This is a genomic window from Novosphingobium sp. BL-A-41-Hi4A-0G (assembly GCF_055521735.1).
In genome coordinates this window covers 2836909-2849379 of record NZ_CM145501.1, presented here as the reverse complement: position 1 = coordinate 2849379, position 12471 = coordinate 2836909, and the positions used below count along the sequence as shown (strand labels likewise).

Sequence of the window (12471 nt, the reverse complement as noted above, 5' to 3'; positions counted from 1 at the left end):
TGACCGCTTCTGCGACGCAGCGTAGGACCGCTGCGCAGGGACACAGAGCTTGCGACCCGTTGCCCAACCGCCTAAGCGACAGGGATGGCCGTTTATTTCCACGAAGAAGACCTCCCCGAGGGCGTGCTTGCGCCAGGTCCCGTCGCTGTCGACACCGAAACGATGGGGCTGATTACCCCTCGTGACCGCCTCTGCGTCGTGCAGATTTCGGATGGTAAAGGGGACGAGCACCTCGTCCGCTTCTCGCCCGGCAGCAGCTTTGCCGCGCCGAACCTCAAGGCAGTGCTGGCTGATCCTGCGCGGATCAAGCTTTACCACTTCGCCCGGTTCGACCTTGCGGCGATCGAGCATTACCTTGGCGTCGTCGCCGCGCCCGTGTTCTGCACCAAGATCGCTTCGAAGCTGGTGCGCACCTACACCGACCGGCACGGCCTCAAGGATCTCGTGCGCGAACTGCTCGGCAAGGAAATCTCCAAGCAGCAGCAGTCGAGCGACTGGGGTGGCCCGGTGCTCAGCGATGCGCAGCAGGAATATGCCGCCTCCGATGTGCGCCACCTGCATGCGATGCACGCGATCCTTGTCGAGCGGCTGGAACGCGAAGGCCGCACTGCGATGGCGCAGGCCTGCTTCGATTTCCTGCCGATGCGCGCAAAGCTCGATCTCGCCGGCTGGGCCGAGCGCGATATCTTCAGCCACGAGTAAGGCGGGGACGGGCAAGCCAGCGCGATGACCGTACAGGCCGACATGATCCGCACCCGGCGTCGTGGCTTTGCCGCGCCGGGCGGCTTTCACGACCGGCTGGTGCATTTCCTCGCCCGCGCTCTCCCGGCATTGGTCGGCGGTCTGCTGGCGGTGATGATCATCGCCCCGATTTCCCCACGCGGCGAGATCAGCTTCCTGCTCGACCGGCGCAAGGTCGCCGTGCTGAACGACCGGATGCAGGTTTCCAGCGCGATGTACCGCGGGCAGGACGATGACGGGCGCAATTTCTCGATCACTGCAGGATCCGCCGTCCAGCGATCCAAGGCCCAGCCTCTGATCCAGCTCGACCAGCTGACCGCGCGCATCATGCTCGACGATGGACCTGCCCTGCTGACTGCGGGCAAGGGCAACTACGATTTCGGTAAGGAAATCGTCGACATTGTCGGGCCGATAAACTTCCAGACTTCCGACGGCTATCGGATGACGGCAACCAATGTCGACATCGACCTCGGGAAGAAGTTGCTGAAGAGCCGGGGCCCGGTCGAAGGGCGCATTCCGGCTGGAACATTCTCGGCCGACCGGATCAACGCCGACCTGTCGGAACGGACCGTAATGCTTGATGGAAACGCCCGCCTCCGTATGGTGCCGGGCAGGATGCAGATGCCATGACCATGACCCGCACAACGCTCGATATCATCCGGTCCGCCCGACCCTTGCGTTGGGGGGCGATCGGTTTTGCCGGTTCCGCCGCGCTGATCGCCGGGGCGCAGCATCTTTCGGCGCAGGGCATTGCCGGGCACGACAGCAAGGCTCCGGTCAACTACGCCGCCGACCGCATCGAAGTGCAGGACAAGGCCAAGCGCGTGGTGCTTTCAGGCAATGTCGACATCAACCAGTCGGACCTGCGCATGCAGGCGGCGCGCACCACCGTGGCCTATAGCGACACGGGCGATATCCAGATCGAACGCATCGATGCGACCGGCGGAGTGCAGGTCAATCGTGGTGGCGAAAGCGCCAAAGGCGATGTCGCGGTGTACGACTTCAACCGCAACGTGATCACCATGACCGGCAATGTCGCCCTGCGCCGCAATGGCGACACGCTGAATGGCGGGCGGCTGGTGATCGATCTGGATTCGGGTCTGTCGAGCGTCGACGGCCGCAGTGGCGGCGGTGCAGCAGGCGGCAATGGTGGCCGCGTGACCGGCACCTTCAACGTCCGCAATACCAAGAACTGAAGCGGATCAGGCGCGCTTCCGTCTGCATTTGTCGAGCAGGGCGACGTCAGCTTTGATCGCCTTCGCAGCGTAGGCGGTCTTGAGTCGCGCGGCGACGTTGCAGTCGATGCTGGCACCGCCGCGCAGGGCCATGTCGATCGTCTCCACTGCTTCGGGCGTGAGGTCCACCGCTGCGTTGCGCAGGAACGATGCGGTCCAGCTTCCCCCTGCAATCAGCGAATCGGCCAGCGCCTTGCGGCCTTGCGGCTGCGACATGAGCCGCTGGCCCATATCCTTGAGCGGCGCCTGCTCTTCCTGCAGCGCCCACAACGCGGCCAGCCGGTGCGAGGCCTCGACCGGATCGCCCGCGCCAAGCGCTATGTCGAACATCGCCTGTTGCGCGATCGGATCGCGCCAGCCGCGCTGTGCGGCACGCTGGATCAGGCGGGCGCTGTCTGTGCGATCACCGCTCCGCTCCTCGGCAATTGCCAGTAGCGTCAGATGTTCGGCCGGAGTCGGGCTGCGCGAAACCAGCGTGCGCGCCTCGGCCAGCGCAACCGAAGGCTCGGCAGAACGCACTGTCGCCAAAGTCATGCTTTCCTGCGCGAAGTTGCGGAAAGGCGCAGGCACCACTGTGGCAAGCGCGGGTTGCCGACGTGCCGCGCGGTCAAGCTGCGCGCCACAGGCAAGGAGGGCGAGAACGGCCAGAAATGCGGTCCAGACTATGCGCATCACGCGGTGTGCTCCCGGTTCTTGCCGCCATTGCCAGATGGCACCGCCTCCTCCGCATCGGTCCGGCGCGCCGAAGCGAGCAGCACGATCGCAAACGCGGCGAGACACAGCATGGCCTGATTGCGCAAGGGATAGTCGAGCAGCGACTGCAGCGCGACTGCCAGCAGTATGCCGGTGCCCGATAGTGCACGCCACCGCTGCGCAGGTCCGACGGTTGAGCCTACGGCGGACCAGGTCGCCCACAGGATCCACAATGCCCACAGCCCGATCACTACGAAGCCTGCAGCACCCGCCTCGATGGCAATCTCGAGATAGTCGTTGTGCGCGCGGCCGGCACGGCGAGGGGTGATGTTCTCGAGCGACTCGTCGACCTGGAAGACCTCGTCGAAAGTGCCCATGCCAGCTCCGACCGGCCAGAAGCGCTGCGCCGAAAAGCGTGCGTCCTCCCAGATGGCAGGGCGCTGCTCGCCGCTTTTGTCAAAGCGGGCGAGCACGGTGTCGAGCCGTGAATGGGGCAAGGCAGCCGAAACGGCAGCGGTCCCGACGAGCACTGTCGCGACGGCAAGGCCGGCAACCAGCATGCGGCGTCCGGCATTGCCGCCAGCCGCGCCGCGACGGCGATCCGTCCAGCCTGCTACCGTCTTGAACAGTGCAAGACCGAGCGGCAAGGCGAGCAGAACCAGCCCGGTGCGCGACTGTGTTAGCACTACGCCGACTGTCAGCAGCAGTGCGGCCGAGAAGCTGGCGATCCAGCGGGTCGACAGTACCTTGCCGACGCTGCGACCACAAAGCAGCAGCAGGCAGCAGACCATGAACAGCGCGGTCGAATTGCGATTGGCGAAAAACCCGGTCATCACCCCCGGCGCTGTGGTTTCGGGATAGAGCATCGCGGTGCCATTCCCGCCAAGGACCTGCGCCGCACCAACTAGGATGCTGGCAATGCCAATGGCGATGAACGCCTGCGTTGCCACATCAAGGGCCGGTTTCGGCGCGGCGAGCCCGAGCGCAATCACGGTGAAGGGGGCAATCAGGCCGAGAAAAGCCACAAACGTGCGCGCTGTGCTCACTGTGGCGGGACGCCAGCCTTGTTGGCTGACCGCTGCGAGCGCCTCGACCAACTGTTCGCGGCCGGGAAGTTCGGTCCACGCCGACGGCGGCAACGGCACGAGCTGGAGCAAGGGGAGGGCCAGCGAGGCGAACAGTGGCACGGCAAGGAGGCCAGGACTCTGGCGCAGCAATTGCCATACTGCATTACCGTTGAGCGCGAGGAGGAAGAGTGCCGCCAGTTGTACGACGAGGTTGGCCAGTCCATAGGCAACGCCGCCACCGCCGAACAGGCAGGCAATGACGATCAGCGCAGTGACTTGCACGCCTGGTTGTTTTTGCATGTGCGCTTGATTGATTGGAAGACGCCTCCGGTCAAGCATTTACCGTCACTCAGACTGTGGTGCCGGAAGCGTCAGGCTATGTAAATGCCAACCCGGGCGGGCATGACAGGCAGCAAAAAACCCGGCCACTCAGCGAGTGACCGGGTTTTCCGTAACTGGTCCTGGGATCAGTTCGCGCCCGACGACTTGTTGTCGATGGCGCGCGAAATGCCATAGGCAGCCGCGCCGCCAGCCAGAAGGATGATGATCCAGAAAGCAGGCTTAAGATCGTTGTCGTCCTTCACCGAGGTCGACGCGCGGCTGGCCGCGTAACCGTTGGCGGCGTAGACCGAAGAACCGCTTGCGCGGGTCCCGGCTTCGGCGACGACCGGTGCGACCATCATGGCCGTAGCGGCAAGTGCCGACGCAATGCGAGAAAACTTCATGCTCAATCTCCTAAGCAGTAGCACTTCCGTATACCGCCCTCTCAATTCAGCCGAATACCGCAATGCAAAATGATTCGCAACAAAAACTAAGTGTTAACCCTGATAAAGGCTTGCCAAACGTTAGCCAAACGTAAGGTGTCTTGAGGCGAGGGCCCGCAATATCAGGGGTTTGGGCCGAAAAAAAGAACCGAACTGGCGGGATTTTTGCTCGAAAATGCAATGAATCTGGATGCCTGCCGGCTATTGCACTGCACTCGCCGGCAATTGTTTCCAGAAGCGGAAGATGTCCCTCGGGGCAGGGGCTGGCGTTGCGGTCCCTGCCGTTTGTGCTGCAGGTGCTTAGTCGGCGCAAGGCATCAAGCTGCCAATGGTGTTCGCTACCGTTTGCGATCAGACGGTTGATTCGCGCGGCCTGGCGGTCCACTTCGGACAAGGCCTCCAGGAAGGTCGGGGCAAGATTACGGAAATGGCTGGATGAACGTGAACGAACTGTCTCCCGACCTCGTCGAGCGAATGAACCGCGAAATGGAGACAAGGCCGGGTGAAGTCCCCGCTTCAATCACAGGGAGCTTCTTCAGCGACGAGAGTTTCGCGATATCCGGGTCGGAATTCATCTTCGATACGCTTGATGGTGTCCGGTTCCATTATCAGCTTGGCAAGGGCCTGGTCGTCCAGATGCCGGCCGACGCCGCCGTTCGCGGCATCGGCTCTCTTGCCGAAACGGACTACGAGCTGTTTCTGTGGGGCACCGTGTTCGGTGCGGTGGCCTGGCTCAACGGCTTGGTGCCACTTCATGCTTCTGCGGTCGATGTCGGTGGAAGGATCGTGGCGTTCACTGCCGATTCGGGCGGAGGCAAGTCAACGCTCGCTGCAGGTCTTGCGCGGCTGGGTCTGCCCCATGTTTGCGACGATACCCTGGTGGTCTCTGTAGGTGAGCGGGTCGTCGCGATGCCGGATGCCAAACCCTTGAAGCTCTGGGGCGATGCCCTCGCCCTTACGGCGACCGAGGCGATCAGGCCCGTGCTGTCGATGCCGGGCAAGCACTACGCCTCGCCCGAGACCAAGGCTGCGTCGGCCCTGCCGCTGACCGATCTCTACTTCCTGGAAGTCGGCGAATCGGTGGAAGCCGAGCCTGTGACGGGCAGCGAGAAACTCACTTTGCTGCCTTGGGCGCTTTACCGCAACTTCGTGCATACTGCGCGTGGAGACCGTGCAGCGCATGAACGATTTCTCATGTCGTTCTGTTCGCAAGTCCGTTTCTGGAGGCTGCGCCGGCCTTTCGACCCGGCCAGCTTTTCCACTGATCTTCTGAAAATTAAGGATATTGTCGCGTCCGAGTGAGTAACCCCATCGGTGCCAATGCCGCACGGCTTGCAGCTTTCTTGCCATTTCTACTTGCTTCGCACCCGCAACAAATGTAAGCAAGTATTAAGCGAAGCCACTTACGGTTTAACTTTAGTTAGGGGTACAGACATGACTGAGCGTAGCGATCTTGCGGCCAAGGTGTGGTCGGCTCCGGTGCTTGAAGAACTGACCGTTGACCTGGCTGCCATTGCGGCAAAGGGCGGCAAGGGTGCCGACGGTGGAAAGACCAACCAGTCGAAGAGCTGATTTCGTCCAAGACTGTCCTGCACATGGCAAGATTGCTCAACAAGATTGAATCGTCCAATTGCGCAACGGAATTGGACGGTGAGCTTGTGATGATCCACATCGATACGGGGAAGTTCTTTTCCCTGAAAGGCGTGGGTCTCGATATCTGGCAAAAGCTCGATACCGAACAGGATCTTGACGTTATCTGTGCGGACCTGTCCCGCGAATATGGCATACCGCTTGACGAATGTCAGCCGTCGGTTGACGCGTTCGTGGAGCAACTAACCTCTGCGGGATTCGCCAGATTTGCTTGAGATGGCTGTCGCGCAGGTGTTAGCCTCTCAAATGCAGATTTCGCGAACGACTCGATCAAGGCTACAAGTATTACGCGCTGCGGCATTCATTGCTGTGGCGCGTTTGCTTGTATGCTTTGTGCCTTTGCACGTCTGGCGAGCGAGCGTCGGCCAGGTCGTTCCCGCAGCCGCCAGCGTCAATGGCGCGTCAGGCGATGCGCCTTCTCCCTTTGACCGGATCATCCACAATTCCGATTCGGAGAAGCAGGCGGAGGCGCGCTGGCTTGGCCGGTGCGTCGATCGCGCTGCCCGATATCTTCCCGGCAAGAGCCGCTGTCTTCCGAAGGCGGTCGCGCTGCACTGGATATTGCGCCTGCGGCATATCCCTGCGCAGACCGTTATCGCCTTCAGGATCGATGACCGTTCCGGCGCCGATGCCTATCATGCCTGGGTCGAGCTCAACGGTGAAATGGTGATCGGGCAGTGCGACCGCAGGGTCTATCAACCGATCATGATGTTGGCACAGATCAGCCCCGTTCGCGCACAGGCCTGATCAGATGGCCTCCGCCTCGGGAAAACCTGACGACCTCCTGATTCTCGCTGCCATCGATCTCTCCGGACAGGGTGCCTGGATTGCCGAGAGCTGGGATCGGGCGCTCGGTTCGATGGCTTTGGGATTGGCCGGTGACATCCTGCACCAGCGCACGGACGATGCCGGTCTCGCCAGCAGGGCCGAAGGCCGACTTCCGGCTGGCCGCGCGGTCCAGCGACGGCACACGACATTCCGCCAGGCTCCTGACGGCTCATACACTCTCCTTGCCGGTCGCTTGCACCACGCTGCGGCAACTGCAGCCCGCTTCGGCATCGACAACTGGGACGATCACGCGTCGCTCTATGCCCGGTTGTTCGCAACGCTCGGCGCGGATTGCGACCGGCGCATCACTGGCGACTATGCCGTGGTGCAATGGTTTCCCGACCAGCGCCGCGTGCGAGTCGTCCGCTCGCCCACTGCGCATGCCCCGCTCCACGTGTGGCGGCAGGATGATCGCATCGTGGTCTGCTCTTCGCCGAACCCGGTCTTTGCCTTCGGGCTCCTCCCGCAGGTCGATGACGCGCGTGTCGGCGGCTGGCTGCTGGCCGGGGCCGGGCCTTCGAGCCGCAGTTTCTATCGCGGGATGACCTGCGTGGTCTGCGGCACGGCCGAGGACCATGACCGCACGGGTTCACGGGTGCAGCGATACTGGTCCATCCACGATGTTCCCGAAGTGCGTTTCCGCCGTGACGAGGACTACGTCGAAGCCGTTGTCGAGCAGATGCGCTGCGCCGTGGAGGCGACGATGGGCGATGCGCGCTCACCCGGCGTTCTGCTTTCCGGGGGCTTCGACTCGCAGGCTGCTGCCGTATTTGCGCTCGAGCGTATGGACCCGGACGTGCCCTTGCGTAGTTACACCAGCATTCCGGCGTCGGGCACGCGCCCGGAAGACCGGGACACCTCCTTTGCCAGCGAGGAGCCTCATGTCCGAGCTCTTTGCGCGATGTACCCCCAGATCCAGCCAACGTTCGTCGACGGGGCCGATCTCCATTTCGGCGAGCGACTGCGGCCTCTGATGCTGGTTTCCGGCTGGCCGATGTTCAACGAGATGAACGCGCACTGGTACCATTCGGCGCTGGAGCATGCCGCCGCCGACGGGGTTGATGTGATCATGACCGGCGATGCGGGAAACATCGGCTTCAGCTATGATGGGCTCACCGGTTTTCCGACCTGGCTTGTGCAGGGCAAGTGGCGCCGGCTTGCGTGCGAGTTGCGTGCCTACACCGGCGATACGCGACCGTTCTGGCGCAAGCTCCTGTCCCGGGCGATCATGCCGCACGTGCCGCAGGGCGTGAAATGGGCGTTTGATCGAAGGCGCGGTTGGCGTGATGCGCCGTTCGAATCGTGGTGCGCGCTTCGCGAGGACCATGCTCGCAGCACCGGCCTTCTCGACGAAGCCCTGGCCGAAGGCTTTGATCTGTACGCCTACGATTTTGCCAGCTCTCGCGACTGGCGCGAAGCCCTGCTCGGCCGGATGTACAAGGGTGGGTCCGAGATATCGCTGGGCTTTTCTTTGCTCTACGGCATCTCCATCCGGGACGTGCATTCGTACGTTCCGTTGCTGGAGCTGTGTGGCGGCATGGCCGATGACCAGTATTTGCGCGAAGGGCAGGACCGCTGGCTCGGGCGGCGCGTACTGAAGGGGCGTGTGCCGGAGATCGTCTGGCGCGAACAACGCGAAGGGCGGCAGGGTTCCGACTGGCCAATGCGCATGGCCCGTGATCGCGACCGGCTTCTGCGTGAACTTGAAGATCTTGGTTCCGACCCGCGCCTTGCCCGGTTGATCGATTTCGAACGCCTGTCTGCAAGCCTGCGCGACTGGGACGGACAGGACGTTCCCGAGCGGGGCGATGCGATGCGCCTGGTTTCGGCCATGAGCCGCGGCCTGTCGACGGCGCAATTCATCCGTTTCGCCGAGGGTCGCAATGTCGGATGACGCTAGCTCCGCAGCCCTCGGCATGATGGCATCGGTCAGGGCGGTCATTCGTATGGCGGGCTGGCCGCGCCTGATAGTGCTCGGACTTCTGATGCTCGCATCCAGCCTGACCGAGGGAATCGGGCTGCTGCTGCTTGTCCCCATTACGGCAATCATTGCGGGCGAGCAGGCGCCCGAAGGTCTCGCCTCGTGGCTTGCGCCGCTCGCCGGCCAACCGGTTGGCTTGCTGCTCGCTGCCGTCACCGTGCTTGTCGCGGTCCGCTCGCTGATCGTCTATCTCGTGCTCCATCAGCAGGCGAAGCTTGGCCACTCGCTGACCCGCACCGTGCGAATCGCTGCGCAGGACGCAGTGCTTTCGGCAGACTGGCGCTGGCTTAGCGGGCAGAGCACTGCGGGCCACGCAGCGCGACTGGTAGGCGAGGCCGAGCGCGTGGGCAGTCTGGGCGAGAACATGCTGTCGGTGGTCACCGGCATGATCACGTTGGTCATGCTGATTGCGGCAGCATTCACAGTATCGTGGCAGCTTACCGGGCTGGCGTTCGGGGCGGCGACAGTCGTCGCCATGGCACTGATTGCCCTGCGTTCGCGGCGCAATCGTGATGGCGAGCGCTTCGCCGAGGTGTACGAGGCGCTTCAGGAGCAGGTCACCAACGGGTTGTTCCACTTTCGCGCGGCGCGGATCAGCGGGGCCGAAAGGGCGCTGGCGCGGCAGTTCAGCGATACGGCGCGCGCAGTCGAACAGGCTCAGTTGCGCTATCATCGTTCGCTGTCTCAGGCTCATGTCCTGTTCCAGACGATCGCTGCGGCCATGCTCGGCGTGCTCATCTACGTGGCGCTCGTCCATATGCGCCTGCCGCTGGGCGTGCTGGTTCCGGTTCTGGCGATAATGGTGCGGATCGTGCCCGTAGCAACGGGCCTCCAGACGACCCTGCGCCGCTGGAGCTTCGACAGTCCTGCGCTGACCGAACTGGAGCAGCTTACGCGCGAAGCCTCGGCCCATCGCGAACCTGCCGACGACGGGGCCGAGGCACCGAGGCTGGCGCGGCGACTGGAACTTCAAAGCATCGGCCTGTCCTATGCGGGGCGCGATCGTCCGGTGTTCAGCAATTTCGATCTCGCCATTCCTGCCGGAAGCGTGGTGGCTATCTGCGGCCCGTCAGGCGTCGGCAAGAGCAGCCTTGCCGATATGCTTGGCGGCCTGATCGCGCCCGATTCGGGCCGCGTCCTGATCGATGACCAGCCGCTCGAAGGGACGGCCCGAATCCGCTGGCGCCGCCGCGTCGCTTACGTCGAGCAGGTACCCTACCTGTTCGACGGCACGATCGCGCAGAACCTTGCCTGGGGGCAGGCGGATGATGACCCTGCGGTGATTCGCGCCGCCATGACGAGAGCGCTGGAGCAGGCCTCTGCCCAGTTCGTGTTCGACCTTCCCGCCGGCCTCGATACTCGCGTCGGTGAAGCGGGCCGCCAGTTCTCTGGCGGCGAGAGACAGCGCATCGCCCTGGCCAGAGCGCTGCTGCGCAAGCCGGAATTGCTCATTCTCGACGAGGTTACCGCCGCGCTGGACGGCAGCAACGAAAGCGCGGTGATGCAGACCGTGCGCGATCTGCGCGGGGCCTGCACGATCCTCATCCTCGGCCATCGCACAGCGCTGCTTGAACTTGCCGACCAAATCGTTGATCTGGCAGAGCATGCAGGCTCCTGACACCCATTCCGATCTGGCGGTGCACGAGGAACTCCTGCTGCGTATCTGCGCCGCGCCTGATTGTGATCACGGCGCATTGATGCGCCTGCTCGATACCGATGGCTGGAACAGCCTTGCGCAGACCGCCGAAGACAAGCGCCTTTGCGCGTTGGTCCTGCGTGCCGTCGGCATCGCAGATGCGCGCAAGTTGCTGCCGCCCGCCGCTGCAGCGCGACTGGAAGCCGCGCGGCACTGGCACTCGATCTATGCGCTCAAGCAGATGGCGGCGGTCAAGCGCCTGATCGGGGTGCTGGGCGAAGGCGGGTTCAATCCGGTCCTGCTAAAGGGCTTCGGCCTTGCCCATGGCATCTATCCTGACCCTGCGCTGCGCCCCTTGCGCGATGTCGACCTGCTGCTCTCGGCCGAGGAGGCTGCCCGGGCCCAGGAACTGCTGATCGGTAACCCGCATTACCGCGTCGCGCCTTGGGCTGGCAGCTATGGACTCGAATTCGGGCATCAGTTGCCCGAGATTCAGGACATCGATTTCGAACTGACCATCGAATTGCACCACCGGATCAACGCCCGCAACTGGGCGCAGGAGCCAATTCTGCTCGAACTGATCCGTGCAGAGCCTGTCTCCCTTACAGTCATGGGCATAGATGTCCGCGTGCCGTCGCCGCGCGCCAACTTCCTGCACCTGCTCGAACATGCGACGCTGCACCACGCTTTCGAGAACGGGCCGCTGGTCCTGGCCGACCTCCATTTCCTTGCCGCGCGAAGCAATCTCGATTGGGACTGGATCGAAGCAGAGGCGGACAGGATGGGACTATCCCGCGCGCTCAGGCTCGTGGCGACCGTCACCTGGCAGCATGGCGGGCGATGGATGCCCGAACGACTGGTCGACATGCCGGAAGTCGGCGCGGCGAACCTTGCAGCGGCCAGATCAGCGATGCTGCAGGATCGAGAGCAATCCGAACAGAACAAGCTCTTGCGCCGCCTTGAGACTGAAAGCACCGGGGCCACCGGCTGGCGCGCGGCCCTTTCGCGCGCCTTGAGCCCCAACCCCTACCAGCTATCCAAGATCGCCGGCTGCCGTCCGGACCAATTGCGCCGCTGGCTGTGGTATCCAGTCTGGCTGGCGCAGAAGGGGCGCCGCTTTCTGGCAGCATCAACCAACGAGGCGTCGCTTGTCGCGGCGCGCCGCGAAGCGGATATGGTCCACTGGCTGGGCCAATCCGGCGCAGCTTAGAAGCGCTTGGCCGACCGCCGTGCCTACGCATGAGAGGTTGACCTTGCTACGTGATGCTGCAATGCAACACACCGTGCCGGAGGCTACGGGGATCTGCTTAGGTTTCCGTCATCCGAACGGCTCGGGTCGTGCATATGCTGGGCAACGGACCAGACCGAATTCCAGTTGCGCACCGGCCCCTATGCCGTCTGAAGGAGTTGCTTGAACCGTGAACGCAGCATCTGCGAAAATCGAGCGCAAGGGCATCATTCTGGCGGGAGGATCGGGCACCCGGCTCTATCCGCTCACTCGCGGCGTCTCCAAGCAGCTCATGCCGGTCTATGACAAGCCGATGATCTCGACATTTCGCCGCGCAGCACGTTGAACAGCTGCGGCAGTTCGTCGATGCTGGTGCGGCGGATGAGCTTGCCGATGCGGGTAATCCGGTCATCGTCCTTGCTGGCCGAGCGGTTGCCCGTGGCGTCGAGCTTTTCGACGCGCATCGAGCGGAACTTGAAGATCGGGAAGAAGCGATTGCCCCGCCCGGTGCGCTTCTGGACGAAGAAGATCGGCCCGCGGTCCTCAAGCTTGATCAGCAGCGCTACAACCAGCAGCAGCGGGGCGAGTGCCAGTACGGCTCCGCCCGCCAGCGTCATGTCCAGCGCGCGCTTCACCGCGCGGGCACGC

Annotated in this window: 14 protein-coding genes and 1 pseudogene; 11 read left to right on the top strand and 4 right to left on the bottom strand. The window is 63.4% G+C overall.

Features of this window, described 5'->3' with window-relative positions:
- The first annotated feature begins 84 nt into the window (after positions 1-84).
- Genes ACZ1JX_RS13745 through ACZ1JX_RS13735 form a run of 3 tightly spaced genes read left to right on the top strand, consistent with a single transcriptional unit; the run spans position 85 to position 1937 of the window.
- Entirely contained in the window at positions 85-702 is a 618-nt protein-coding gene (locus tag ACZ1JX_RS13745) for a ribonuclease D (RefSeq protein ID WP_465124081.1), read from the top strand.
- Positions 703-726: 24 nt separating this feature from the next.
- Positions 727-1371, top strand: coding sequence for an LPS export ABC transporter periplasmic protein LptC (gene lptC / locus ACZ1JX_RS13740; protein ID WP_465124080.1), 645 nt, complete (start codon positions 727-729; stop codon positions 1369-1371).
- On the top strand, positions 1368-1937 hold the full coding sequence (locus ACZ1JX_RS13735; protein ID WP_465124079.1) for an LptA/OstA family protein: 570 nt from the start codon (positions 1368-1370) through the stop codon (positions 1935-1937). The genes lptC and ACZ1JX_RS13735 overlap by 4 nt, the downstream gene beginning before the upstream one ends.
- A gap of 6 nt (positions 1938-1943) precedes the next feature.
- Here ACZ1JX_RS13735 and ACZ1JX_RS13730 read toward each other — a convergent pair whose 3' ends face one another.
- From ACZ1JX_RS13730 to ACZ1JX_RS13720, 3 genes are all read right to left on the bottom strand, one after another.
- Positions 1944-2651 (bottom strand): hypothetical protein, encoded by a 708-nt coding sequence (locus ACZ1JX_RS13730; protein WP_465124078.1) that lies wholly within the window; start codon positions 2649-2651, stop codon positions 1944-1946.
- On the bottom strand, positions 2648-4018 hold the full coding sequence (locus ACZ1JX_RS13725) for an O-antigen ligase family protein (RefSeq protein ID WP_465124077.1): 1371 nt from the start codon (positions 4016-4018) through the stop codon (positions 2648-2650). The genes ACZ1JX_RS13730 and ACZ1JX_RS13725 overlap by 4 nt, the downstream gene beginning before the upstream one ends.
- A gap of 185 nt (positions 4019-4203) precedes the next feature.
- Complete coding sequence (locus ACZ1JX_RS13720; protein ID WP_465124076.1) at positions 4204-4461, bottom strand: hypothetical protein; 258 nt, start codon at positions 4459-4461, stop codon at positions 4204-4206.
- A 474-nt stretch (positions 4462-4935) separates the two neighbouring features.
- On the opposite strand from ACZ1JX_RS13720, the gene ACZ1JX_RS13715 reads away from it, so the two are divergent.
- The 8 genes and pseudogenes from ACZ1JX_RS13715 to ACZ1JX_RS13680 all read left to right on the top strand — a co-directional run.
- Complete coding sequence (locus tag ACZ1JX_RS13715; protein ID WP_465124075.1) at positions 4936-5802, top strand: hypothetical protein; 867 nt, start codon at positions 4936-4938, stop codon at positions 5800-5802.
- Between the two features lie 132 nt (positions 5803-5934).
- Positions 5935-6072, top strand: a complete 138-nt coding sequence (locus tag ACZ1JX_RS13710) for a hypothetical protein (RefSeq protein ID WP_465124074.1) — start codon at positions 5935-5937, stop codon at positions 6070-6072.
- 23 nt (positions 6073-6095) lie between these two features.
- Positions 6096-6365, top strand: coding sequence for a PqqD family protein (locus ACZ1JX_RS13705; protein ID WP_465124073.1), 270 nt, complete (start codon positions 6096-6098; stop codon positions 6363-6365).
- A 1-nt stretch (position 6366) separates the two neighbouring features.
- Entirely contained in the window at positions 6367-6897 is a 531-nt protein-coding gene (locus ACZ1JX_RS13700) for a lasso peptide biosynthesis B2 protein (protein ID WP_465124072.1), read from the top strand.
- Positions 6898-6901: 4 nt separating this feature from the next.
- On the top strand, positions 6902-8872 hold the full coding sequence (locus tag ACZ1JX_RS13695; protein ID WP_465124071.1) for an asparagine synthase-related protein: 1971 nt from the start codon (positions 6902-6904) through the stop codon (positions 8870-8872).
- Positions 8862-10577, top strand: coding sequence for an ABC transporter ATP-binding protein (locus ACZ1JX_RS13690; RefSeq protein ID WP_465124070.1), 1716 nt, complete (start codon positions 8862-8864; stop codon positions 10575-10577). Before ACZ1JX_RS13695 ends, ACZ1JX_RS13690 begins: the two co-directional genes overlap by 11 nt.
- The gene (locus tag ACZ1JX_RS13685) at positions 10564-11805 is read left to right on the top strand and encodes a nucleotidyltransferase family protein (protein ID WP_465124069.1); all 1242 of its coding nucleotides are present in this window, start codon (positions 10564-10566) and stop codon (positions 11803-11805) included. The genes ACZ1JX_RS13690 and ACZ1JX_RS13685 overlap by 14 nt, the downstream gene beginning before the upstream one ends.
- Positions 11806-12034: 229 nt before the next feature.
- Positions 12035-12142: pseudogene (locus ACZ1JX_RS13680) on the top strand (sugar phosphate nucleotidyltransferase); the annotation flags it as partial.
- Here ACZ1JX_RS13680 and ACZ1JX_RS13675 read toward each other — a convergent pair.
- Positions 12114-12440 (bottom strand): sugar transferase, encoded by a 327-nt coding sequence (locus ACZ1JX_RS13675; protein WP_465126421.1) that lies wholly within the window; start codon positions 12438-12440, stop codon positions 12114-12116. The pseudogene ACZ1JX_RS13680 and the gene ACZ1JX_RS13675 sit on opposite strands and share 29 nt — an antisense overlap.
- Positions 12441-12471: the final 31 nt, after the last annotated feature.

Bases quoted from the DNA above. Each gene is read 5' to 3' on its own strand.
- ACZ1JX_RS13745 (WP_465124081.1), top strand. From the start codon at position 85: ATGGCCGTTTATTTCCACGAAGAAGACCTCCCCGAGGGCGTGCTTGCG.
- lptC (WP_465124080.1), top strand. From the start codon at position 727: ATGACCGTACAGGCCGACATGATCCGCACCCGGCGTCGTGGCTTTGCC.
- ACZ1JX_RS13735 (WP_465124079.1), top strand. From the start codon at position 1,368: ATGACCATGACCCGCACAACGCTCGATATCATCCGGTCCGCCCGACCC.
- ACZ1JX_RS13720 (WP_465124076.1), bottom strand. From the start codon at position 4,461: ATGAAGTTTTCTCGCATTGCGTCGGCACTTGCCGCTACGGCCATGATG.
- ACZ1JX_RS13715 (WP_465124075.1), top strand. From the start codon at position 4,936: ATGAACGTGAACGAACTGTCTCCCGACCTCGTCGAGCGAATGAACCGC.
- ACZ1JX_RS13710 (WP_465124074.1), top strand. From the start codon at position 5,935: ATGACTGAGCGTAGCGATCTTGCGGCCAAGGTGTGGTCGGCTCCGGTG.
- ACZ1JX_RS13705 (WP_465124073.1), top strand. From the start codon at position 6,096: ATGGCAAGATTGCTCAACAAGATTGAATCGTCCAATTGCGCAACGGAA.
- ACZ1JX_RS13700 (WP_465124072.1), top strand. From the start codon at position 6,367: ATGGCTGTCGCGCAGGTGTTAGCCTCTCAAATGCAGATTTCGCGAACG.
- ACZ1JX_RS13695 (WP_465124071.1), top strand. From the start codon at position 6,902: ATGGCCTCCGCCTCGGGAAAACCTGACGACCTCCTGATTCTCGCTGCC.
- ACZ1JX_RS13690 (WP_465124070.1), top strand. From the start codon at position 8,862: ATGTCGGATGACGCTAGCTCCGCAGCCCTCGGCATGATGGCATCGGTC.
- ACZ1JX_RS13685 (WP_465124069.1), top strand. From the start codon at position 10,564: ATGCAGGCTCCTGACACCCATTCCGATCTGGCGGTGCACGAGGAACTC.
- ACZ1JX_RS13675 (WP_465126421.1), bottom strand. From the start codon at position 12,440: ATGACGCTGGCGGGCGGAGCCGTACTGGCACTCGCCCCGCTGCTGCTG.